This is a genomic window from Heyndrickxia acidicola, from assembly GCF_001636425.1.
Lineage (GTDB): Bacteria > Bacillota > Bacilli > Bacillales > Bacillaceae_C > Bacillus_AE > Bacillus_AE acidicola.
Genome location: NZ_KV440953.1, coordinates 3,476,745 through 3,500,149, shown reverse-complemented (window position 1 = coordinate 3,500,149; position 23,405 = coordinate 3,476,745). Strand labels below are relative to the sequence as shown.

The 23,405-nt window shown below is 45.4% G+C and carries 10 protein-coding genes, 9 tRNA genes and 6 rRNA genes; all 25 read right to left on the bottom strand.

The genetic code is table 11. From position 1 onward, the window contains the following. Positions 1–88: 88 nt before the first annotated feature. The 25 genes from ispF to lysS all read right to left on the bottom strand — a co-directional run bounded on the left by ispF (position 89) and on the right by lysS (position 23,232). Positions 89–565, bottom strand: coding sequence for a 2-C-methyl-D-erythritol 2,4-cyclodiphosphate synthase (gene ispF / locus A5N88_RS16300; RefSeq protein WP_066267907.1), 477 nt, complete (start codon positions 563–565; stop codon positions 89–91). Between the two features lie 25 nt (positions 566–590). After that, positions 591–1,283, bottom strand: coding sequence for a 2-C-methyl-D-erythritol 4-phosphate cytidylyltransferase (gene ispD / locus A5N88_RS16295; RefSeq protein ID WP_066267905.1), 693 nt, complete (start codon positions 1,281–1,283; stop codon positions 591–593). Positions 1,284–1,416: 133 nt separating this feature from the next. Then, positions 1,417–2,514 (bottom strand): PIN/TRAM domain-containing protein, encoded by a 1,098-nt coding sequence (locus tag A5N88_RS16290; protein WP_066267903.1) that lies wholly within the window; start codon positions 2,512–2,514, stop codon positions 1,417–1,419. 142 nt (positions 2,515–2,656) lie between these two features. After that, on the bottom strand, positions 2,657–3,730 hold the full coding sequence (gene disA / locus A5N88_RS16285) for a DNA integrity scanning diadenylate cyclase DisA (protein WP_066267901.1): 1,074 nt from the start codon (positions 3,728–3,730) through the stop codon (positions 2,657–2,659). Positions 3,731–3,734: 4 nt separating this feature from the next. Further along, on the bottom strand, positions 3,735–5,105 hold the full coding sequence (gene radA / locus A5N88_RS16280; RefSeq protein ID WP_066267899.1) for a DNA repair protein RadA: 1,371 nt from the start codon (positions 5,103–5,105) through the stop codon (positions 3,735–3,737). A 395-nt stretch (positions 5,106–5,500) separates the two neighbouring features. Continuing rightward, positions 5,501–7,942: an ATP-dependent protease ATP-binding subunit ClpC gene (gene clpC / locus A5N88_RS16275; protein WP_066267897.1), complete on the bottom strand. Its 2,442-nt coding sequence runs from the start codon at positions 7,940–7,942 to the stop codon at positions 5,501–5,503. 12 nt (positions 7,943–7,954) lie between these two features. Further along, positions 7,955–9,028, bottom strand: a complete 1,074-nt coding sequence (gene mcsB / locus A5N88_RS16270) for a protein-arginine kinase McsB (protein ID WP_066267895.1) — start codon at positions 9,026–9,028, stop codon at positions 7,955–7,957. Next, positions 9,025–9,573 (bottom strand): protein-arginine kinase activator protein McsA, encoded by a 549-nt coding sequence (gene mcsA / locus A5N88_RS16265; RefSeq protein WP_066267893.1) that lies wholly within the window; start codon positions 9,571–9,573, stop codon positions 9,025–9,027. The genes mcsB and mcsA overlap by 4 nt, the downstream gene beginning before the upstream one ends. Before the next feature lie 15 nt (positions 9,574–9,588). Next, positions 9,589–10,050 carry a CtsR family transcriptional regulator gene (locus A5N88_RS16260; RefSeq protein WP_066270615.1) on the bottom strand — a complete coding sequence of 154 codons (462 nt, stop codon included), beginning with the start codon at positions 10,048–10,050 and terminating at the stop codon, positions 9,589–9,591. 248 nt (positions 10,051–10,298) lie between these two features. Next, a 5S ribosomal RNA gene (gene rrf / locus A5N88_RS16255) occupies positions 10,299–10,415 on the bottom strand. 68 nt (positions 10,416–10,483) lie between these two features. After that, positions 10,484–13,421, bottom strand: a 23S ribosomal RNA gene (locus A5N88_RS16250). Between the two features lie 303 nt (positions 13,422–13,724). Further along, positions 13,725–15,277 (bottom strand): 16S ribosomal RNA (locus A5N88_RS16245). 99 nt (positions 15,278–15,376) lie between these two features. Further along, positions 15,377–15,452: transfer RNA gene (locus A5N88_RS16240), tRNA-Ala, on the bottom strand. 7 nt (positions 15,453–15,459) lie between these two features. After that, positions 15,460–15,536, bottom strand: a tRNA-Pro gene (locus A5N88_RS16235). 30 nt (positions 15,537–15,566) lie between these two features. Next, a tRNA-Arg gene (locus A5N88_RS16230) sits at positions 15,567–15,643 on the bottom strand. Between the two features lie 35 nt (positions 15,644–15,678). Further along, positions 15,679–15,767: transfer RNA gene (locus tag A5N88_RS16225), tRNA-Leu, on the bottom strand. A gap of 9 nt (positions 15,768–15,776) precedes the next feature. Next, positions 15,777–15,851 (bottom strand) — tRNA-Gly (locus A5N88_RS16220). Positions 15,852–15,866: 15 nt separating this feature from the next. After that, positions 15,867–15,948 (bottom strand) — tRNA-Leu (locus A5N88_RS16215). Between the two features lie 9 nt (positions 15,949–15,957). Then, positions 15,958–16,033: transfer RNA gene (locus tag A5N88_RS16210), tRNA-Lys, on the bottom strand. 177 nt (positions 16,034–16,210) lie between these two features. Beyond that, a tRNA-Thr gene (locus A5N88_RS16205) sits at positions 16,211–16,286 on the bottom strand. 6 nt (positions 16,287–16,292) lie between these two features. Further along, positions 16,293–16,368: transfer RNA gene (locus tag A5N88_RS16200), tRNA-Val, on the bottom strand. 8 nt (positions 16,369–16,376) lie between these two features. Then, positions 16,377–16,493: ribosomal RNA gene (gene rrf / locus A5N88_RS16195) — 5S ribosomal RNA — on the bottom strand. Between the two features lie 74 nt (positions 16,494–16,567). Beyond that, a 23S ribosomal RNA gene (locus tag A5N88_RS16190) occupies positions 16,568–19,505 on the bottom strand. A 176-nt stretch (positions 19,506–19,681) separates the two neighbouring features. After that, positions 19,682–21,234 (bottom strand): 16S ribosomal RNA (locus tag A5N88_RS16185). The 16S, 23S and 5S rRNA genes sit together here with 9 tRNA genes alongside, the layout of an rRNA operon. A gap of 513 nt (positions 21,235–21,747) precedes the next feature. Beyond that, positions 21,748–23,232: a lysine--tRNA ligase gene (gene lysS / locus A5N88_RS16180; protein ID WP_066267891.1), complete on the bottom strand. Its 1,485-nt coding sequence runs from the start codon at positions 23,230–23,232 to the stop codon at positions 21,748–21,750. Positions 23,233–23,405 lie beyond the last annotated feature (173 nt).

Genomic DNA, 23,405 nt, shown 5'->3' with positions numbered 1-23,405 from the left:
CTCCTATGATAAGAATTCACTTTTTAAACTGATGTACATTGATTTATTCTATCACCAATCAACGCATGTTGAAAGGTTACAACATGAACTAAAGCTTCTGTAAAAGAATAACGGCCTGTGCAGCGATTCCTTCGCCACGTCCTGTAAAACCGAGCTTTTCAGTAGTCGTTGCTTTTACATTTACTTGATCAATGCTTCCTTCCAAAAGCTCGGCAATCCGCTCTCTCATCTTTTCGATATACGGAGCCATTTTAGGCTTTTGGGCTATTATGGTGCAGTCCACATTGCTTAGTGAATAGCCTTTTGTTTTAACTACCTCCCATACATGAGACAATAGTTTTGCTGAATCCGCATCCTTAAATGCCGGATCCGTATCCGGGAAGTGCTTTCCAATATCTCCTTCCCCTACTGCTCCTAAACAAGCATCCGCAACTGTATGTAAAAGAACATCTGCATCTGAATGCCCAAGAAGGCCTTTTTCATAAGGAATTTCAATTCCCCCTATAATTAACGGGCGTCCTTCTGTTAGTTGATGTACATCAAAACCTTGTCCGATACGAAACATTGCTATACTCCTTTATAGATACATTTTAACTAAATGCTCTTTTTTTTATTATTGCCTCTGCGAAGTAAAGATCTTCAGGCGTTGTAAGTTTTATATTATCATAATCACTTTCTACTATCTGTACCGGGTACTCAAGCCTTTCAACTAAAGAGGACTCGTCAGTACCCAGAAAATCCTCTTCAATCGCCCTTTTATGGGCTTTCCACAGGACATTGTATTGAAATGCCTGGGGTGTCTGTACCTGCCAAAGATTGGACCGCTCAACGGTCTCCTTAACTTGTAAGCAGTCCGCTTTTTTTATCGTATCCTTAACGGGAACAGCAGCAATAGCCGCTCCTGTCTCTTCTGCGGTTTTTACTAATTGGCGGATTACCTCTTTCTTAATAAACGGCCTTGCACCATCATGAACGAGTACAACAGAACACTCTTCATTGCCTAAAGCTTTCATCCCATTATAAACACTGTGCTGGCGTTCCTGTCCACCATTCACAAAAAAGACCTTCGCATTATTTTTCAGTTTATTAATAAAACCGGAAAAAACATCTGCCTCTTCCTTTTGAGTGATAACAGCAACCTTTTCACAATCAGCATCCTGCAGAAAAATGTTTAATGTATGCAGGATAATGGGTTCATTGTCCAACTCCAGCAATAATTTATTTTTGCCTGCCCCCATGCGTTTTCCCTGTCCTGCAGCCGGTATAATAACATGATACTTCATAAGCCCCTGTTCCCCTATTCATTTATATTCCTTTATAAAAGGAAAGAAGGGAAATTAAGAGAATGAGTTACATAAACCCACGGTCTACATAACGATTTCCCTAACTTCCCATCTTTATATTCAATCGTTTATCTTACAATGCTTTTTCAAGCAGCTTCGGTTTGGCAAAAATCATTCTGCCGGCAGAAGTCTGAAGAACACTCGTAACCAGTACGTCAATTCTTTTCCCTATATAATTTCTGCCTTCCTCCACTACGATCATTGTACCATCATCTAAATAGGCAATGCCCTGATGGTGCTCTTTTCCATCTTTTATTAATTGGACATTCAGCTCTTCTCCAGGAAGAACGACCGGCTTAACAGCATTCGCCAAATCGTTGATATTGAGTACTTGTACACTCTGAAGCTCGCAAACCTTATTTAAATTAAAATCATTCGTTACGACAATCCCATTTGTTATCTTTGCAAGCTTGACTAGCTTGCTGTCAACCTCCTGTATTTCCTCAAAGTCTCCCTCATAAATTTGGACTTCAACCGGAAGCTCTTTTTGTATGCGATTAAGAATATCAAGCCCTCTTCTGCCTCTGTTTCTTTTAAGCACATCAGATGAATCTGCAATATGCTGCAATTCTTCTAAAACAAATTGAGGAATCACGATGATGCCATCCAAAAATCCGGTCTGGCAGATATCTGCAATCCGCCCATCAATAATAACACTGGTATCAAGAAGCTTTAAAACCTTTGAGCGGTCTTTTTCCTCTTCCCCGTCAAGAGACCCTCTTTTCTTCTGGCCCTTAGAGGAGATGGAAAATAAACTGGTTAATTCTTCACGTTTTTTAAAGCCGATTTGAAATCCAAGATAGCCAAGAAGCAAAGTTAAAAGGATAGGAATAACTGTATTGACAATCGGTATTTTCGTTGTATTAAAGGAGATGCCTGCTAAATAAGCAACAATTAAACCAAAGATTAACCCCAGGCTTCCGGAAAGTATTTCAGAAATAGGTGCTTTTACAATTGAATCTTCAAACCATTTCACAAAACCCACAATATAATCAACAGCCCAAAAAGTTATAATATAAAAGATAATGGCGCCTAAAATAGCTGTGCTATAAGGGTTATTAAGCAATACTAATTTTGATAGATCCACTAGCTTCAGTAAATCTGGTATTAAAAAAACACCAAGCGTTCCTCCGATTATAATAAAACACGCTTGAACAATTTTCTTTAACATTTGCTCACCTCCTTTAATCATTATAAACAATTATCTAGGTTTAAAACGTGGAAATCAGGAAATTTTTTATACTGTAAATAAAAAGACATATTTATTTGATTTATCGTCTTCTCTCTCTCCATTTTTCTATCAAAACTCCTTATTAAAGCTGACGATCTGTATAGATCTGCTCTTTAATATGTTTTAAACCATCTCTAATTTTCCTGGCTCTGACTTCTCCAATGCCATCGACTTCATCCAGTTCAGCAACACTTGCTTTTACAATTTTCGTTAATCTCCCAAACTTGCCGATTAGATTGTCGACTATTGCTACGGGAAGACGCGGAATTTTATTTAAAATACGATAGCCTCTTGGATAGACAGCTTCATCCAAATGGATATAATTGCTATACCCCAGCAATTTCATAAGAATATGATCATCGCTCACTTCGGGACCAACCAAGTCCTGAAGCCTCAAAAGCAGATCCAATGGTTTTACCTGCTGATCAAAGCTGTAGTCCTTTAAGAGCAATAGGACTTCTTTTTCAATATCAGCAATTAACTCATTCATTTGCAACCTTACCAATCTTCCTTCTGTTCCCAGTTCATTCAGATAGGTAACAAGCTCCTTTTTAATCCGCATTACCATCTCCACCCGATGAAGAATTTGAAGGAAATCGTTATATGTAACCAGATCTTCAAATTCCAGCACGGATAAATTGGCTGTACTTTGATCCAGAATCAGCTTATATTTTTCCAATGTTTGGAGCGCCTGGTTTGCTTTTGTTAAAATAACCGAAATATCTTTTAAGGCGTAGCGAAAGCTTCCCTGATATAAGGTAATAACATGGCGCCTTTGTGAAATGGCAATAACCAGTGATTTCGTCTGCTTGGCGACCCGTTCAGCTGTCCTATGCCGCATTCCTGTCTCAGAGGATGAAAGCGAGGGGTCAGGTGCCAGCTGTGCATTAGCAATGAGAATTTTATTCCCCGTTTCATTTAAAATAATGGCTCCATCCATTTTTGCCAATTCATATAAGTAACTTGGGCTGAACGTGCTATTGATGGAAAAACCGCCGTCAACAAGCGATTTTACTGCCTCATTAAAGCCAAGAACAATTAATCCTCCCGTATTGGCTCTCAGTACATTGTCAATTCCTTCACGAATAGGTGTTCCAGGTGCGATTAACTGCAAAATTTCAGCCATGGATTTTTGCTGGGGCTTTTTTTCTTCCATTCACTCATCCCCCTAAAACTTGTTGTAACGCTTCACTAACAGATGACACTCCAATCACTTCTATTTCATCGGGAATTTTCCAGCCGCCAATGTTGTTTGCTGGAATGACAGCCCGTTTAAAACCTAACTTTGCTGCTTCAGAAACACGTTGTTCAATACGTGATACGCGCCTTACTTCACCCGTTAATCCAACCTCGCCAATGATACAGTCATCTGGCCTTGTAGGCTGGTCTCTAAAGCTCGAAGCAATACTGACGGCAACAGCCAGATCAACTGCCGGCTCATCAATTTTTACTCCGCCAGCTACTTTTAAATAGGCATCATGATTGGCAAGCAGCATTCCGACTCTTTTCTCCAATACTGCCATTAACAGCGGAACCCTATTATGATCAATACCTGTAGCCATTCTCCTTGGAACCCCAAACATAGAAGGCGATATGAGTGCCTGTATTTCCACCAATACAGGACGTGTCCCTTCCATAGATGCAACGACGGTAGAGCCCGCAGCTCCCTTTGAACGTTCCTCTAAAAAGATTTCTGAAGGGTTTTCTACTTCTTCTAAGCCAAATTCCTTCATTTCCAATATTGCTAGCTCATTGGTTGAGCCAAAACGATTTTTGACAGCACGTAAAATACGATACGTGTGATGCCTTTCTCCTTCAAAATAAAGAACCGTATCCACCATATGTTCTAGCATTCTTGGTCCAGCAATGGATCCTTCTTTTGTCACATGGCCGACAATGAAAATCGCAATTCCTTTTGTTTTGGCAATTCTCATCAGCTGGCCGGTCGACTCCCTTACCTGAGAAACACTTCCCGGAGCCGAGGTTACCTCAGGGTGATAGACGGTTTGAATAGAGTCAATGATGACAAAACGGGGATTAATATCCTCAATGGTTTGATGGATCAATTCCAAATTGGTTTCAGCGTATACATAAAGATTTTCAGAGGAAATATGAAGACGGTCTGCTCTGAGTTTCGTTTGTTTCACAGATTCCTCACCCGATATATATAGAACCTTATGTTCAGAAGAAAGCTGTGAGGAAACCTGTAACAGTAAAGTTGATTTTCCTATACCTGGATCGCCGCCAATCAAAACAAGTGATCCTGGTACCACTCCACCGCCTAGTACTCTGTTGAGCTCCTGCATTTTGGTTTCTACTCTATCTTCTTGCTCTGAATATATAGACGTAATAGGGGCTGCCTTGGTTTCACTTCCGACTGCCGTGTGTAAAAAAACCCCTTTAGGCTTGCTTGTAATTTCTACTTCTTCAACCATCTTGTTCCATTCGCCGCAACCTGGACACCGTCCCATCCACTTGGGTGATTCGTACCCGCATGACTGGCAAATGAACTTGGTTGTTTTTTTGGCCATAAAAGACTCCCTTTCTCCCTCTAACAGCTTCCTTCAGCCTTTTTATCTTGGATGTTTTTGTTTAATTTGTTGCGTTCCCCATAGTCAGTCCCTCACAGGCTGTTTTATGTGGGCTTTTTAAGATGACTGCTCGTTTTTCAGCTCAGTTTACAGTAAAGAAAGGAAATAAGAGCTAACTTGTTTGCTTTTGTTTCCTTTTTTTACTGTAAGGAGCTAAAAAACAACAGTTCTCCCTAGCCGATAGGCGCTGGAGCTGAAGCTAGACAAAAACTGATTAGTTTAATCCTTTATTTAATTTAAGATTTTATGCTTAACCTTTAAAAAAGGGGGCACAAGCTTATCACTCATGTACCCCTTTTGTTATACCAAGCAAATCTTAAAATATTCTTAGAATGTTAGGAAACAGTTCCAGATACCGCTGCAGGATTTACTACAAATTCCCCATCTTGCACATCAATTGTCACCTGCTGGCCATCTTTAATATTTCCTTTAAGCAGTTCTTCTGATAACCGGTCTTCTATATGCTTTTGAATTGCCCTGCGCAGCGGCCTTGCTCCGTATTCAGGATCATATCCTTCTTCAGTAAGCTTTACTTTTGCTGCTTCTGTTAATTCAAGATCAATATCTTTTTCTCTTAACCTCTTCACTAATTGATCTGACATAAGCGTAATAATATTGCTTAAATGTTCTTTTTCCAATGCATGGAATACGATCATTTCATCAATACGGTTAAGGAACTCAGGACGGAAAGCTTTTTTAAGCTCCTCAAGCATTTTTCCTTTCATATCCTTATAGTCCTGTTTCCCATCTTGAAGATTGAATCCAACATATTTATTTCGTCTTAAAGCCTCAGCTCCAACATTGGAAGTCATAATCAGCACAGTGTTGCGGAAATCAACAGTACGGCCTTTTGAATCCGTTAATCGTCCATCTTCAAGCACCTGCAGCAAGATATTAAAAACATCCGGGTGAGCTTTTTCAATTTCATCAAGAAGAATAACAGAATATGGTTTGCGGCGGACTTTTTCCGTTAATTGGCCGCCTTCTTCAAAACCTACATAACCAGGAGGTGAACCCACTAGCCGTGAAGTAGAGTGCTTCTCCATATACTCAGACATGTCGATACGAATCATAGCATCTTCATCACCAAACATGGCTTCAGCTAGTGCTCTTGCTAATTCCGTTTTACCAACACCTGTAGGACCAAGGAAGATAAATGAACCAATTGGACGTTTAGGATCCTTTAAGCCTGCTCTTGCGCGGCGCACAGCCTTAGAAATTGCATTAACAGCTTCTTCCTGGCCAATGACACGGGCATGCAGTATTTTTTCCAAATTAAGAAGCTTTTCAGTCTCTGTTTGAGCTAATCTTGAAACGGGAATTCCAGTCCAGGTTGAAACTACACTTGCAATATCCTCTACAGTGACAGCACTGTTTTCCTGCCCTTGTTTTTCTTTCCAAGATTTCTTCGTTTCTTCCAGCTGCTCACGAAGCTTTTGCTCTGCGTCCCGCAAAGAAGCCGCTTTTTCAAATTCCTGGCTCTGTACAGAGGCATCTTTTTCTTTGCGTATCTCGTCTAATCTCACTTCCAGCTCTTTTAAATTAGGCGGTGTTGTATAAGAACGGAGGCGGACCTTCGAACCTGCTTCATCAATAAGGTCAATCGCCTTATCCGGTAAGAAGCGGTCAGAAATATAACGATCAGATAATTTAACCGCTGCATCAATTGCATCATCTGAAATAGAGACACGGTGGTGGGCTTCATAACGATCGCGCAAACCTTTTAAGATTTGAATGGATTCATCAATAGAAGGTTCATCCACTTGTATAGGCTGGAAGCGCCTTTCTAAAGCCGCATCTTTTTCAATATATTTACGATACTCATCCAATGTGGTCGCACCAATGCACTGAAGTTCACCGCGCGCTAGAGATGGCTTCAATATATTGGATGCATCAATTGCACCCTCTGCTCCGCCGGCACCGATCAGCGTATGAAGTTCATCAATAAACAAGATGATATTGCCTGCCTGGCGTATTTCATCCATCACCTTTTTCAGGCGGTCCTCAAATTCCCCACGGTATTTCGTACCAGCCACAACCGTACCCATGTCAAGAGTCATAACCCGTTTATCCCTCAGGGTTTCAGGTACTTCGTTATTTACGATTTGCTGGGCCAGCCCTTCCGCAATGGCTGTCTTACCTACCCCGGGCTCTCCAATTAAAACCGGGTTATTTTTAGTTCTTCGGCTTAAAACCTCTATAACCCTTTGAATCTCCTTGCTTCTCCCTATCACAGGATCTAACGTATCCTCGCGGGCAATTGCAGTTAAATCTCTTGCCAGACTATCGAGTGTAGGTGTGCTTGCATTTGATGCATTGCTGCCCTGTACTCCTCCTGCTTCATTGCTGCCCAACAATTGAAGAACCTGTTGTCTCGCTTTATTTAAGCTGACTCCAAGGTTATTAAGAACTCTCGCAGCTACACCTTCTCCTTCACGAATTAGTCCCAGAAGGATATGTTCTGTGCCTACATATGAATGACCCAGCTTGCGTGCCTCATCCATTGAAAGTTCAATGACTTTTTTAGCCCTAGGAGTATAGTGAATATTCTGGCCGGAGTCCTGCCCTTTGCCTATTAGGTTTTCAACTTCAGATTGAATTTTATCCGGGCTTAATCCAAGGCCAAACAGTGCTTTGGCAGCTATTCCTTCACCTTCTCGTACTAAGCCAAGTAAAATATGTTCTGTTCCAATATTGTTATGTCTTAAACGAATTGCTTCCTCTTGGGATAAAGCAAGTACTTTTTGTGCCCTTTCAGTAAAACGACCAAACATCATAAAGGTTTCCTCCTAACCATTCATTTTCTCTAATTTTAATCTTTCTCTTATGAGTGTAGCCCTTCTGATGTCCCGCTCATACGGACGGAGCGGACCTCCAGCATACTGCTGTAAAAAACCTGGCTGTGTTATAATCATTAATTCATTTAAAATACTTTTAGATACATTTTTAATATATCCTGTATCTATACCCAAACGGACATCTGATAAACATCTTGCTGCTTCTTTGGATTCAATGATCCTGCTGTTAGTAAGGACACCATATGATCGGTAAACCCTATCTTCTAATTGTATGTTTGATGATTTTATCAATGCTTCCCTGGCATGTCTTTCCTGAGATATTATTTGGTGTACAACACTTACTAAGTCTGTAACAATATCATGCTCTGACTTTCCTAAAGTGATTTGATTGGATATTTGAAATATATTCCCCTGCGCTTCACTGCCTTCTCCATATATTCCTCTTACCACTAATCCCAGTTGACTAATAGCAGGAATAATTCGATTCATTTGTTGTGTAAGCACAAGTCCCGGTAAATGGACCATAACAGAAGCCCTTAAGCCAGTTCCCACATTTGTAGGGCAGCTTGTCAAATACCCAAGCTTTTCATCGTATGCATAATCAATTTTGCTTTCAATCAGATCATCCAGCATTTCTGCCCTAGCCAACGCCTCTGTTAACTGCAAACCGGGAAAAAGGCATTGAATGCGAATATGATCTTCCTCATTCAGCATAATACTTACATCCTCTTCCTCTGATAAAAGAACGGCGCCATGAGAAGAATCATCTGCTAAATGGGGACTAATCAAGTGTTTTTCTACTAACACCCTTTTTTGGAGGGGCTGCAGATCATCCATCCTTAATAATTCAAGCATTCCTGCATTTTTTTCAAATTCCTCTATCAGCGGCTGATCAAGCTTCAGGATAATATCACGGGCATCCTCGCTGCTGAAAAGAGCAGGAAACTTATAATCCTTTAAGTTTCTGGCTAACCTTACCCTGGAACTAAGTACAATATCAGATTCAGGTCCATTTTGGCACATCCATGAACTCACAGCCTTATTTAAGAAGTTCTCTAATGTCACGATGATTCACCTCTTTGATCATGAAGCGACCCTTCCAGCGCACGGACCTTATCACGAATTTCAGCAGCCCTTTCAAATTCCTCTTGATGAATCGCAGTCTGCAGCGTTTGTTTTAGTTCCTGAATCTGTTTTTTAATATGAATGGATCCGCCAATCCTTTTCGGAACTTTTCCCCGATGCTCAACATTTCCGCTATGCAGCCTCTTTAATAAAGGAGTTAGTTGATTTTTAAAAGAATCATAACAATTTGCACAGCCAAAACGGCCCACATTTAGAAATTGATTAATTGTCATATGGCAATGATCACATTGCAAAACGTCGTGCTTAGGAAGAGCTTCCTTCTTGACCTGCTGAAAGCTGGGATCAAAATTGAATAAACCTGCCAGCAAATGATTGATGGAGAAATCAGGCTCATCACCAAACATAAAGGCTTCCCCCTTTTCTTGGGCACAGCTCTCACAATAGTGATAATCATTTTTTTCGCCATTTACAATTTTAGTGAAATGCAAAGTGGCCGGCCGTTTATGGCACTCTTGACAGATCATTCTCCTCACCTCTTGCTATTTGTACTTTAGTGAAATTAACATGGCCTTTAACATTCTTGCTCTTAATTCATCTCTTTCCGGGAGATTAATATATAAAACGGAACGATCCATTACGCTTAACATAATCTTAGCCTCCCGTTCTGAAATGACATCCTCTTCTACAAGGCGAAAAACAACATCAGCAGCATTGGATTGCGAGATGCGTTCCTGTATTAAAATAAGCAGATGCTCGATCAGGTGAGCCTGATCATGAGGTTTTACCTTCATAATCCTTATATACCCGCCTCCGCCTCTCTTACTTTCAACTAAATAGCCTTTTTCTATTGTGAAACGTGTATTAATGACATAATTTATTTGAGAGGGCACGCATTGAAATTTATCGGCAATCTCACTTCTTTTTATTTCAATTAGTTCGCTGTCGTTCAATTCCAATACCCGTTTGAGGTAGTTTTCTATAATATCGGAAATATTTCTCATCATAGTACCACCTCCTCACCCAACTGACTTTGACTATATTTGACTTTAATTATACATGAAATAGATCTAAAAAGGCAATCGGATAATTCTTATTTTAGTTTTGCCACCTTGGATGAAAATAAAACCACTTGGAATAGAAAAAATACTTAGACCAGCACTGATGGCTGCCAAAGCGGTATAGTTTTAGTTATAAATAATTAATTCAATAGTAAAAAACCCACAGATTTTCATCTGTGGGTTTTAATAATGCCCGGCAATGTCCTACTCTCACAGGGGGACAGCCCCCAACTACCATCGGCGCTGAGAAGCTTAACTTCCGTGTTCGGGATGGGAACGGGTGTGACCTTCTCGCCATAATTACCGGACTATGAAACTGTTGAGGTATTGTTCCCTCAAAACTAGATAAAGAAGTAAGTAAAACGTTGAATCGTTATTGGTTAAGTCCTCGATCGATTAGTATTCGTCAGCTCCATGTGTCGCCACACTTCCACCTCGAACCTATCAACCTGATCATCTTTCAGGGATCTTACTAGCTTGCGCTATGGGAAATCTCATCTTGAGGGGGGCTTCATGCTTAGATGCTTTCAGCACTTATCCCTTCCGCACATAGCTACCCAGCGATGCCTTTGGCAAGACAACTGGTACACCAGCGGTGCGTCCATCCCGGTCCTCTCGTACTAAGGACAGCTCCTCTCAAATTTCCTACGCCCACGACGGATAGGGACCGAACTGTCTCACGACGTTCTGAACCCAGCTCGCGTACCGCTTTAATGGGCGAACAGCCCAACCCTTGGGACCGACTACAGCCCCAGGATGCGATGAGCCGACATCGAGGTGCCAAACCTCCCCGTCGATGTGGACTCTTGGGGGAGATAAGCCTGTTATCCCCGGGGTAGCTTTTATCCGTTGAGCGATGGCCCTTCCATGCGGAACCACCGGATCACTAAGCCCGACTTTCGTCCCTGCTCGACTTGTAGGTCTCGCAGTCAAGCTCCCTTGTGCCTTTACACTCTGCGAATGATTTCCAACCATTCTGAGGGAACCTTTGGGCGCCTCCGTTACTCTTTAGGAGGCGACCGCCCCAGTCAAACTGCCTGCCTGACACTGTCTCCCACCCCGATCAGGGGTGCGGGTTAGAATTTCAATACAACCAGGGTAGTATCCCACCGACGCCTCCACCGAAGCTGGCGCTCCGGCTTCAAAGGCTCCTACCTATCCTGTACAAGTTGTACCAAAATTCAATATCAAGCTGCAGTAAAGCTCCACGGGGTCTTTCCGTCCTGTCGCGGGTAACCTGCATCTTCACAGGTACTATAATTTCACCGAGTCTCTCGTTGAGACAGTGCCCAGATCGTTACGCCTTTCGTGCGGGTCAGAACTTACCTGACAAGGAATTTCGCTACCTTAGGACCGTTATAGTTACGGCCGCCGTTTACTGGGGCTTCAGTTCAGAGCTTCGCTTGCGCTAACCCCTCTCCTTAACCTTCCAGCACCGGGCAGGCGTCAGCCCCTATACTTCGCCTTGCGGCTTCGCAGAGACCTGTGTTTTTGCTAAACAGTCGCCTGGGCCTATTCACTGCGGCTCTCTCGGGCTTGCACCCTACCAGAGCACCCCTTCTCCCGAAGTTACGGGGTCATTTTGCCGAGTTCCTTAACGAGAGTTCTCTCGCTCACCTTAGGATTCTCTCCTCGCCTACCTGTGTCGGTTTGCGGTACGGGCACCTTTTTCCTCGCTAGAGGCTTTTCTTGGCAGTGTGGAATCAGGAACTTCGGTACTATATTTCCCTCGCCATCACAGCTCCGCTTTAATGATAAGGATTTGCCTCATCATCAGCCTAACTGCTTGGACACGGCAATCCAGCGCCGTGCTTACCCTATCCTCCTGCGTCCCCCCATCACTCAAACGGAAAAGAGGTGGTACAGGAATATCAACCTGTTGTCCATCGCCTACGCCTTTCGGCCTCGGCTTAGGTCCCGACTAACCCTGAGCGGACGAGCCTTCCTCAGGAAACCTTAGGCATTCGGTGGAAGGGATTCTCACCCTTCTTTCGCTACTCATACCGGCATTCTCACTTCTAAGCGCTCCACCAGTCCTTACGGTCTAGCTTCAACGCCCTTAGAACGCTCTCCTACCACTGACACCTACGGTGTCAATCCACAGCTTCGGTGATACGTTTAGCCCCGGTACATTTTCGGCGCAGAGTCACTCGACCAGTGAGCTATTACGCACTCTTTAAATGGTGGCTGCTTCTAAGCCAACATCCTGGTTGTCTAAGCAACTCCACATCCTTTTCCACTTAACGTATACTTTGGGACCTTAGCTGGTGGTCTGGGCTGTTTCCCTTTTGACCATGGATCTTATCACTCACAGTCTGACTCCCAAGAATAAGTATTTGGCATTCGGAGTTTGTCTGAATTCGGTAACCCGATGAGGGCCCCTAGTCCAAACAGTGCTCTACCTCCAATACTCTTCTCTTGAGGCTAGCCCTAAAGCTATTTCGGAGAGAACCAGCTATCTCCAGGTTCGATTGGAATTTCTCCGCTACCCACACCTCATCCCCGCACTTTTCAACGTGCGTGGGTTCGGGCCTCCAGTAAGTGTTACCTTACCTTCACCCTGGACATGGGTAGATCACCTGGTTTCGGGTCTACGACCTCATACTCATTCGCCCTATTCAGACTCGCTTTCGCTGCGGCTCCGCCTTATCAGCTTAACCTTGCATGAAATCGTAACTCGCCGGTTCATTCTACAAAAGGCACGCCATTACCCTGCATAAATGCATAGGGCTTTGACTACTTGTAGGCACACGGTTTCAGGATCTCTTTCACTCCCCTTCCGGGGTGCTTTTCACCTTTCCCTCACGGTACTGGTTCACTATCGGTCACTAGGGAGTATTTAGCCTTGGGAGATGGTCCTCCCAGCTTCCGACGGGATTTCACGTGTCCCGCCGTACTCAGGATACACTCAAGAGGGAACGAAGTTTCAACTACAGGGTTGTTACCTTCTTTGACGGGCCTTTCCAGACCTCTTCATTTACCTCGTTCCTTTGTAACTCCGTATAGAGTGTCCTACAACCCCAAGAGGCAAGCCTCTTGGTTTGGGCTAATTCCGTTTCGCTCGCCGCTACTCAGGAAATCGCAATTGCTTTCTCTTCCTCCGGGTACTTAGATGTTTCAGTTCCCCGGGTCTGCCTTCAGTACCCTATGTATTCAGGTAAAGATACTACCCCATTACGGGCAGTGGGTTTCCCCATTCGGAAATCTCCGGATCAAAGCTTACTTACAGCTCCCCGAAGCATATCGGTGTTAGTACCGTCCTTCATCGGCTCCTAGTGCCAAGGCATCCACCGTGCGCCCTTACTAACTTAACCTATAAAAGGTTTTTACTACTAAAATGGAAAAAATCCATAAAGTGGCGATTCTCGGTTATTTGCTTGGTTATTCTCAATATCTAGTTTTCAAGGAACAATACTCAAACGAATGATCAACTTCGAATCTCTTCGTCAGCTTCACTCACTCTCATCCTCACGTATTGTCATACGTTCCGGTGATCGCTCGTTCGCTTCCTCGACCTTCTTGCTGCTGATTCGTTTGATGGTTTTGAGAGATAGTTCCCTCAAAACTAAACAAAAACAGAAACGTCTTTTTATGAAGCGAAGCTTCATTTTCCTTAGAAAGGAGGTGATCCAGCCGCACCTTCCGATACGGCTACCTTGTTACGACTTCACCCCAATCATCTGTCCCACCTTCGGCGGCTGGCTCCAAAAGGTTACCTCACCGACTTCGGGTGTTACAAACTCTCGTGGTGTGACGGGCGGTGTGTACAAGGCCCGGGAACGTATTCACCGCGGCATGCTGATCCGCGATTACTAGCGATTCCGGCTTCATGTAGGCGAGTTGCAGCCTACAATCCGAACTGAGAATGGTTTTATGGGATTGGCTAAACCTCGCGGTCTTGCAGCCCTTTGTACCATCCATTGTAGCACGTGTGTAGCCCAGGTCATAAGGGGCATGATGATTTGACGTCATCCCCACCTTCCTCCGGTTTGTCACCGGCAGTCACCCTAGAGTGCCCAACTGAATGCTGGCAACTAAGGTCAAGGGTTGCGCTCGTTGCGGGACTTAACCCAACATCTCACGACACGAGCTGACGACAACCATGCACCACCTGTCACTCTGTCCCCCGAAGGGGAAAGCCCTATCTCTAGGGTTGTCAGAGGATGTCAAGACCTGGTAAGGTTCTTCGCGTTGCTTCGAATTAAACCACATGCTCCACCGCTTGTGCGGGCCCCCGTCAATTCCTTTGAGTTTCAGCCTTGCGGCCGTACTCCCCAGGCGGAGTGCTTAATGCGTTAGCTGCAGCACTAAAGGGCGGAAACCCTCTAACACTTAGCACTCATCGTTTACGGCGTGGACTACCAGGGTATCTAATCCTGTTCGCTCCCCACGCTTTCGCGCCTCAGCGTCAGTTACAGACCAGAGAGTCGCCTTCGCCACTGGTGTTCCTCCACATATCTACGCATTTCACCGCTACACGTGGAATTCCACTCTCCTCTTCTGCACTCAAGTCTCCCAGTTTCCAATGACCCTCCACGGTTGAGCCGTGGGCTTTCACATCAGACTTAAGAAACCGCCTGCGCGCGCTTTACGCCCAATAATTCCGGACAACGCTTGCCACCTACGTATTACCGCGGCTGCTGGCACGTAGTTAGCCGTGGCTTTCTGGTTAGGTACCGTCAAGGTACCGCCCTATTCGAACGGTACTTGTTCTTCCCTAACAACAGAGTTTTACGATCCGAAAACCTTCATCACTCACGCGGCGTTGCTCCGTCAGACTTTCGTCCATTGCGGAAGATTCCCTACTGCTGCCTCCCGTAGGAGTCTGGGCCGTGTCTCAGTCCCAGTGTGGCCGATCACCCTCTCAGGTCGGCTACGCATCGTTGCCTTGGTGAGCCGTTACCTCACCAACTAGCTAATGCGCCGCGGGTCCATCTGTAAGTGATAGCCGAAGCCATCTTTCAATATTCCCCCATGCGGAGGAAGAAGTTATCCGGTATTAGCCCCGGTTTCCCGGAGTTATCCCAGTCTTACAGGCAGGTTACCCACGTGTTACTCACCCGTCCGCCGCTAACCAAAAGGGAGCAAGCTCCCAATTGATTCGCTCGACTTGCATGTATTAGGCACGCCGCCAGCGTTCGTCCTGAGCCAGGATCAAACTCTCCAAAAAAGAGTTGATTTAGCTCTTAAAGTTGTTGTCTATATAAGACAAAGAATTAACGTTGACGTTTCTGTTTCGTTCAGTTTTCAAGGAACAATTCATTCTTATTGGTGGAGCCTAGCGGGATCGAACCGCTGACCTCCTGCGTGCAAAGCAGGCGCTCTCCCAGCTGAGCTAAGGCCCCATATTAGTGGTCGGGAAGACAGGATTCGAACCTGCGACCCCATGGTCCCAAACCATGTGCTCTACCAAGCTGAGCTACTTCCCGTTTGTAACCATATAATATAAAAATATTTAATGGCGCGCCCGAGAGGAGTCGAACCCCTAACCTTTTGATCCGTAGTCAAACGCTCTATCCAATTGAGCTACGGGCGCTTAAAGAAAAGTTATTTTGCTGCCGCAAAAAACTTTGGTGCCGAGGACCGGAATCGAACCGGTACGGTAGTCACCTACCGCAGGATTTTAAGTCCTGTGCGTCTGCCAGTTCCGCCACCCCGGCAAGGGTGTTTGGAGCGGAAGACGGGATTCGAACCCGCGACCCCCACCTTGGCAAGGTGGTGTTCTACCACTGAACTACTTCCGCAAAATTTCAAATAAGTGCGGGTGAAGGGAGTCGAACCCCCACGCCTTGCGGCGCCAGATCCTAAGTCTGGTGCGTCTGCCAATTCCGCCACACCCGCATATTTAAATGGTGAGCCATGAAGGACTCGAACCTTCGACCCTCTGATTAAAAGTCAGATGCTCTACCGACTGAGCTAATGGCTCAAACAATGAAAACCTTGATTTATAGTATACAGCCTAAACCTTGTGGCATCTACGACGTCCCAATCTCAGGATGTCTTGCAAGATGCAGCTCGATTGGTACGCTGATGATAATTCAGTGAAGATTATTCATCGTGCTCTACCGACTGAGCTAATGGCTCGTACTAATTTCCATAAAAGTGGTGCCGGCCAGAGGACTTGAACCCCCAACCTACTGATTACAAGTCAGTTGCTCTACCAATTGAGCTAGGCCGGCTAATAATGGTGGAGGATGACGGGTTCGAACCGCCGACCCCCTGCTTGTAAGGCAGGTGCTCTCCCAGCTGAGCTAATCCTCCAATATAATGCCTGGCAATGTCCTACTCTCACAGGGGGACAGCCCCCAACTACCATCGGCGCTGAGAAGCTTAACTTCCGTGTTCGGGATGGGAACGGGTGTGACCTTCTCGCCATAATTACCAGACCGTATTTAATTAAGGATTGCTCCTTCAAAACTAGATATGAGAAACCAAGCATAACCTTGAATCGTTTTATTTATTGGTTAAGTCCTCGATCGATTAGTATCCGTCAGCTCCATGTGTCACCACACTTCCACCTCGAACCTATCAACCTGATCATCTTTCAGGGATCTTACTAGCTTGCGCTATGGGAAATCTCATCTTGAGGGGGGCTTCATGCTTAGATGCTTTCAGCACTTATCCCTTCCGCACATAGCTACCCAGCGATGCCTTTGGCAAGACAACTGGTACACCAGCGGTGCGTCCATCCCGGTCCTCTCGTACTAAGGACAGCTCCTCTCAAATTTCCTACGCCCACGACGGATAGGGACCGAACTGTCTCACGACGTTCTGAACCCAGCTCGCGTACCGCTTTAATGGGCGAACAGCCCAACCCTTGGGACCGACTACAGCCCCAGGATGCGATGAGCCGACATCGAGGTGCCAAACCTCCCCGTCGATGTGGACTCTTGGGGGAGATAAGCCTGTTATCCCCGGGGTAGCTTTTATCCGTTGAGCGATGGCCCTTCCATGCGGAACCACCGGATCACTAAGCCCGACTTTCGTCCCTGCTCGACTTGTAGGTCTCGCAGTCAAGCTCCCTTGTGCCTTTACACTCTGCGAATGATTTCCAACCATTCTGAGGGAACCTTTGGGCGCCTCCGTTACTCTTTAGGAGGCGACCGCCCCAGTCAAACTGCCTGCCTGACACTGTCTCCCACCCCGATCAGGGGTGCGGGTTAGAATTTCAATACAACCAGGGTAGTATCCCACCGACGCCTCCACCGAAGCTGGCGCTCCGGCTTCAAAGGCTCCTACCTATCCTGTACAAGTTGTACCAAAATTCAATATCAAGCTGCAGTAAAGCTCCACGGGGTCTTTCCGTCCTGTCGCGGGTAACCTGCATCTTCACAGGTACTATAATTTCACCGAGTCTCTCGTTGAGACAGTGCCCAGATCGTTACGCCTTTCGTGCGGGTCAGAACTTACCTGACAAGGAATTTCGCTACCTTAGGACCGTTATAGTTACGGCCGCCGTTTACTGGGGCTTCAGTTCAGAGCTTCGCTTGCGCTAACCCCTCTCCTTAACCTTCCAGCACCGGGCAGGCGTCAGCCCCTATACTTCGCCTTGCGGCTTCGCAGAGACCTGTGTTTTTGCTAAACAGTCGCCTGGGCCTATTCACTGCGGCTCTCTCGGGCTTGCACCCTACCAGAGCACCCCTTCTCCCGAAGTTACGGGGTCATTTTGCCGAGTTCCTTAACGAGAGTTCTCTCGCTCACCTTAGGATTCTCTCCTCGCCTACCTGTGTCGGTTTGCGGTACGGGCACCTTTTTCCTCGCTAGAGGCTTTTCTTGGCAGTGTGGAATCAGGAACTTCGGTACTATATTTCCCTCGCCATCACAGCTCCGCTTTAATGATAAGGATTTGCCTCATCATCAGCCTAACTGCTTGGACACGGCAATCCAGCGCCGTGCTTACCCTATCCTCCTGCGTCCCCCCATCACTCAAACGGAAAAGAGGTGGTACAGGAATATCAACCTGTTGTCCATCGCCTACGCCTTTCGGCCTCGGCTTAGGTCCCGACTAACCCTGAGCGGACGAGCCTTCCTCAGGAAACCTTAGGCATTCGGTGGAAGGGATTCTCACCCTTCTTTCGCTACTCATACCGGCATTCTCACTTCTAAGCGCTCCACCAGTCCTTACGGTCTAGCTTCAACGCCCTTAGAACGCTCTCCTACCACTGACACCTACGGTGTCAATCCACAGCTTCGGTGATACGTTTAGCCCCGGTACATTTTCGGCGCAGAGTCACTCGACCAGTGAGCTATTACGCACTCTTTAAATGGTGGCTGCTTCTAAGCCAACATCCTGGTTGTCTAAGCAACTCCACATCCTTTTCCACTTAACGTATACTTTGGGACCTTAGCTGGTGGTCTGGGCTGTTTCCCTTTTGACCATGGATCTTATCACTCACAGTCTGACTCCCAAGAATAAGTATTTGGCATTCGGAGTTTGTCTGAATTCGGTAACCCGATGAGGGCCCCTAGTCCAAACAGTGCTCTACCTCCAATACTCTTCTCTTGAGGCTAGCCCTAAAGCTATTTCGGAGAGAACCAGCTATCTCCAGGTTCGATTGGAATTTCTCCGCTACCCACACCTCATCCCCGCACTTTTCAACGTGCGTGGGTTCGGGCCTCCAGTAAGTGTTACCTTACCTTCACCCTGGACATGGGTAGATCACCTGGTTTCGGGTCTACGACCTCATACTCATTCGCCCTATTCAGACTCGCTTTCGCTGCGGCTCCGCCTTATCAGCTTAACCTTGCATGAAATCGTAACTCGCCGGTTCATTCTACAAAAGGCACGCCATTACCCTGCATAAATGCATAGGGCTTTGACTACTTGTAGGCACACGGTTTCAGGATCTCTTTCACTCCCCTTCCGGGGTGCTTTTCACCTTTCCCTCACGGTACTGGTTCACTATCGGTCACTAGGGAGTATTTAGCCTTGGGAGATGGTCCTCCCAGCTTCCGACGGGATTTCACGTGTCCCGCCGTACTCAGGATACACTCAAGAGGGAACGAAGTTTCAACTACAGGGTTGTTACCTTCTTTGACGGGCCTTTCCAGACCTCTTCATTTACCTCGTTCCTTTGTAACTCCGTATAGAGTGTCCTACAACCCCAAGAGGCAAGCCTCTTGGTTTGGGCTAATTCCGTTTCGCTCGCCGCTACTCAGGAAATCGCAATTGCTTTCTCTTCCTCCGGGTACTTAGATGTTTCAGTTCCCCGGGTCTGCCTTCAGTACCCTATGTATTCAGGTAAAGATACTACCCCATTACGGGCAGTGGGTTTCCCCATTCGGAAATCTCCGGATCAAAGCTTACTTACAGCTCCCCGAAGCATATCGGTGTTAGTACCGTCCTTCATCGGCTCCTAGTGCCAAGGCATCCACCGTGCGCCCTTACTAACTTAACCTAAAAGGTTTTTATTACTACTAAAATGGATTGAAATCCATAAAGTGGCGATTCTCGGTTTTACTTGGTTACTTCTTTTATCTAGTTTTCAAAGAACAATGTTTTGAAGGATTGAACCTTCAAAACTGAACGAAACGAAAAACGTCTTTTTATGAAGCGAAGCTTCATTTTCCTTAGAAAGGAGGTGATCCAGCCGCACCTTCCGATACGGCTACCTTGTTACGACTTCACCCCAATCATCTGTCCCACCTTCGGCGGCTGGCTCCAAAAGGTTACCTCACCGACTTCGGGTGTTACAAACTCTCGTGGTGTGACGGGCGGTGTGTACAAGGCCCGGGAACGTATTCACCGCGGCATGCTGATCCGCGATTACTAGCGATTCCGGCTTCATGTAGGCGAGTTGCAGCCTACAATCCGAACTGAGAATGGTTTTATGGGATTGGCTAAACCTCGCGGTCTTGCAGCCCTTTGTACCATCCATTGTAGCACGTGTGTAGCCCAGGTCATAAGGGGCATGATGATTTGACGTCATCCCCACCTTCCTCCGGTTTGTCACCGGCAGTCACCCTAGAGTGCCCAACTGAATGCTGGCAACTAAGGTCAAGGGTTGCGCTCGTTGCGGGACTTAACCCAACATCTCACGACACGAGCTGACGACAACCATGCACCACCTGTCACTCTGTCCCCCGAAGGGGAAAGCCCTATCTCTAGGGTTGTCAGAGGATGTCAAGACCTGGTAAGGTTCTTCGCGTTGCTTCGAATTAAACCACATGCTCCACCGCTTGTGCGGGCCCCCGTCAATTCCTTTGAGTTTCAGCCTTGCGGCCGTACTCCCCAGGCGGAGTGCTTAATGCGTTAGCTGCAGCACTAAAGGGCGGAAACCCTCTAACACTTAGCACTCATCGTTTACGGCGTGGACTACCAGGGTATCTAATCCTGTTCGCTCCCCACGCTTTCGCGCCTCAGCGTCAGTTACAGACCAGAGAGTCGCCTTCGCCACTGGTGTTCCTCCACATATCTACGCATTTCACCGCTACACGTGGAATTCCACTCTCCTCTTCTGCACTCAAGTCTCCCAGTTTCCAATGACCCTCCACGGTTGAGCCGTGGGCTTTCACATCAGACTTAAGAAACCGCCTGCGCGCGCTTTACGCCCAATAATTCCGGACAACGCTTGCCACCTACGTATTACCGCGGCTGCTGGCACGTAGTTAGCCGTGGCTTTCTGGTTAGGTACCGTCAAGGTACCGCCCTATTCGAACGGTACTTGTTCTTCCCTAACAACAGAGTTTTACGATCCGAAAACCTTCATCACTCACGCGGCGTTGCTCCGTCAGACTTTCGTCCATTGCGGAAGATTCCCTACTGCTGCCTCCCGTAGGAGTCTGGGCCGTGTCTCAGTCCCAGTGTGGCCGATCACCCTCTCAGGTCGGCTACGCATCGTTGCCTTGGTGAGCCGTTACCTCACCAACTAGCTAATGCGCCGCGGGTCCATCTGTAAGTGATAGCCGAAGCCATCTTTCAATATTCCCCCATGCGGAGGAAGAAGTTATCCGGTATTAGCCCCGGTTTCCCGGAGTTATCCCAGTCTTACAGGCAGGTTACCCACGTGTTACTCACCCGTCCGCCGCTAACCAAAAGGGAGCAAGCTCCCAATTGATTCGCTCGACTTGCATGTATTAGGCACGCCGCCAGCGTTCGTCCTGAGCCAGGATCAAACTCTCCAAAAAAGAGTTGATTTAGCTCTTAAAGTTGTTGTCTATATAAGACAAAGAATTAACGTTGACGTTTCTGTTTCGTTCAGTTTTCAAAGATCAATCATTTTCGTCGTTTTCTCAGCGACCTTTATATCTTACTACTTTCAAATGTTACTGTCAACAACTTTTTTAATTTATTTTATTGCGTTGTTAGCCCGTATTTGGCAACGAATAATAATATACCACCTTAAAATTATTTACGCAATAGATTTTTTAAAAATTAATGAATAAATACGCAAGAAAATTGAAAAGCGCACAGCTTTAGGCGGAAAGCATAGGACTAGCCGGCTTGAAGTTTTGCCTTTTTACCTTCTAGACAGCTGGGCTTATGACCTCGAGCCGAGGGTTAGGAAGGCTGGTTTGTAACCATCCAGCCTGTGCTAGACAGAGACTATATTGATTAAATACTCTATTTACTATAACCTTTTACACTTTCTTATCCTGTTAAAAAGCCCCTGCTTACGCAGAGGCTTTTCTGAATTGTGATTAATCTCTATTTTTCATTAAAGGGAATAATAGAACATCACGAATAGAAGGAGCGTTAGTTAACAACATAACTAACCGGTCGATACCGATACCCAATCCGCCTGTTGGAGGCATACCGTACTCAAGGGATTCAACAAAGTCATCATCCATCATGTGAGCTTCATCATTTCCGTGTTCGCGCTCTTTCAATTGCTTCTCAAATCTTTCACGTTGGTCAATAGGATCATTAAGCTCCGTAAATGCATTTGCATGTTCACGGCCAACAATAAACAACTCAAAACGGTCTGTAAACCTTGGATCCTCGTCATTCTTCTTAGCAAGAGGAGAAATTTCAACCGGATGCCCATAAATGAACGTAGGCTGAATAAGCTTGTCCTCTACTCTTTGCTCAAAAAACTCATTTACAATATGCCCAAACTCCATATGTGCCGTGATTTCTATATTGTGTTCTTTTGCTAGCGCGCGGGCTTCTTCTATAGACATTTCAGGCCAGAAATCCACTCCAGTGTATTCCTTAACTGCATCTACCATATGAAGTCTGCGCCATTCAGGCTCTAGATTTACTTCATGTTCACCATATTGAATAGAAGTAGTTCCAAGAACCTCTTTAGAAATATGGGCTACCATATTTTCAGTTAAATTCATAATATCATTATAGTCTGCATATGCTTCATACAATTCAAGCATTGTAAATTCAGGATTATGTCTTGTAGATACGCCTTCATTACGGAAAACACGCCCAATTTCATATACCTTTTCAAGACCGCCGACAATAAGGCGTTTTAAATGCAATTCGATGGCAATACGCATAAATAAAGGAATGTCCAAAGCATTATGATGCGTAATGAACGGACGCGCTGCCGCTCCCCCTGCAATAGCATGCATCATTGGTGTTTCCACTTCAAGATAACCGTTATTATCAAGATAGCGCCTCATAGATTGAATGATTAAGCTTCTTGTAACAAAAGTAGTTTTGCTGTCATTGCTCATAATGAGATCTAAATAACGCTGACGGTAACGCTGTTCAACATCTTTCAAACCGTGGAATTTATCAGGAAGCGGACGTAAAGACTTTGTCAGTAATACAAAATCTTTCACTTTTATTGATAATTCTCCTACCTTTGTTTTAAAAACAGTACCAGTAACACCCACAATATCTCCTAAATCAACAGAGTCAAAGATTTCGTATTGCTCTTCTCCGACTGCATCCTTACGAACATATAATTGAATTTGTCCCTGTAAATCCTGGACATGGGCAAAGCCCGCTTTCCCTTTACCCCTTTTAGTCATAATACGGCCGGCTATCGTTGCCGTAATATCTTTTTCTTCCAATTCTTCTTTAGTAAGGTTTTCATAAAGGTCTTTAATACTTTGGGTAGTATGGGTACGATCAAAACGCTTTCCAAATGGATCTAAACCCTTTTCTCTTAATGCCGCCAGTTTTTCTCTTCTAACTTGTAAGAGGTCATTTAATTCCTCACTCATTCTTCCCACTCCAATCTATTGTTTAAGGTCTTGACCGAAATTCATTCATTTATACGTAATATTATATAATGATCGGTAAAATCTTTTTTTGCTCATCCTATTATTTTACACAAAATTATATATTCAAGCATCCCCTAAGATATTGTTTTTCTTTACAATACAAAAAACTTTTA

Coding starts and splice junctions, on each gene's coding strand:
- A5N88_RS16260 (WP_066270615.1), bottom strand. CDS start 10,050: ATGAGAAATATTTCCGATATTATAGAAAACTACCTCAAACGGGTATTG.
- ispD (WP_066267905.1), bottom strand. CDS start 1,283: ATGAAGTATCATGTTATTATACCGGCTGCAGGACAGGGAAAACGCATG.
- A5N88_RS16290 (WP_066267903.1), bottom strand. CDS start 2,514: ATGTTAAAGAAAATTGTTCAAGCGTGTTTTATTATAATCGGAGGAACG.
- ispF (WP_066267907.1), bottom strand. CDS start 565: ATGTTTCGTATCGGACAAGGTTTTGATGTACATCAACTAACAGAAGGA.
- clpC (WP_066267897.1), bottom strand. CDS start 7,942: ATGATGTTTGGTCGTTTTACTGAAAGGGCACAAAAAGTACTTGCTTTA.
- disA (WP_066267901.1), bottom strand. CDS start 3,730: ATGGAAGAAAAAAAGCCCCAGCAAAAATCCATGGCTGAAATTTTGCAG.
- lysS (WP_066267891.1), bottom strand. CDS start 23,232: ATGAGTGAGGAATTAAATGACCTCTTACAAGTTAGAAGAGAAAAACTG.
- mcsA (WP_066267893.1), bottom strand. CDS start 9,573: ATGATCTGTCAAGAGTGCCATAAACGGCCGGCCACTTTGCATTTCACT.
- radA (WP_066267899.1), bottom strand. CDS start 5,105: ATGGCCAAAAAAACAACCAAGTTCATTTGCCAGTCATGCGGGTACGAA.